The following is an 874-nucleotide window of genomic DNA, read 5'->3' on the forward strand; positions in this document are numbered from 1 at the left end:
CGCCCGCCCCTGCCCCGGCCGGCGCCTCGGACGAGCCGCCGGACGCCGCCACCGTGCTGTCCCAGGCCAACGCCTACTTCAACGGCATGGGCACACTCACCGGCTCGTTCATCCAGATCGCCGCGGACGGGCGGCGGATCGGCGGCAAGCTCACCATCGCGAAACCCGGCCGCCTGCGCTTCGACTACGACCCGCCCTCGCCGCTGGAGGTCGTGGCCGACGGCACCTCGGTGGCGGTGCGCGACCGCAAGCTCGCGACCCAGGATCTGTACTTCATCGCCCAGACGCCGCTGAAATTTTTGGTCCGCGAGAAGATCGACCTCGCCCGCGACCTCACCGTCACCGACGTGTCGAACGATCCCGGCGGCGTCCGCATCAGCCTGGAGGACCGCGCGACGCTCGGCGGCACCTCGAAGATCCAGCTGTTCTTCGACCCCGACGTGAAGGTGCTGAGCCAGTGGCGGATCACCGATCCGCAGGGCTACCTCACCACCGTGCAGCTCTCGAACCTGCAGCGGGGCAAGGCCGTCGACGGCAACCAGTTCTTTATCAATTACGGCCGCCCCGAGGACAAGGCGATGCAGGAGCGGATCAAGCAGTCGCAGACCCCGTGAGGATTGGCGCGGCGAGGATTCCTTAACGCTCTCCGCATCGATCCGGGGACAGGCGCCTTGAAGCGTGGCGATTGCCGCCCAGCGCCGCCGCGGTGAACCCGCCGTCAACGCGCGCCGCCCGATCGTGCCCCTCGTTCGATTCGATCGGGGGTACGACATGGAAATCGCCAGGCTTCTCCACACCTTCGCAGGGCCCGTCGCCGCGTTCCTCGCGGTGGTGCCGGGCCTGCGCCGACCGGCCGGCCCGCCGCCGCCGGTGC

At 69.6% G+C, this 874-nt stretch carries 1 protein-coding gene; it reads left to right on the forward strand.

The window, feature by feature from the left end; genetic code table 11:
* Positions 1-614, forward strand: a 614-nt coding sequence (locus tag FV222_RS27660; RefSeq protein ID WP_187277514.1) for an outer-membrane lipoprotein carrier protein LolA, incomplete at its 5' end; no start/stop codon positions are given.
* Positions 615-874: the final 260 nt, after the last annotated feature.

The sequence above is a fragment of the Methylobacterium sp. WL103 genome (assembly GCF_008039885.1).
Classification (GTDB): Bacteria; Pseudomonadota; Alphaproteobacteria; order Rhizobiales; family Beijerinckiaceae; genus Methylobacterium; species Methylobacterium cerastii.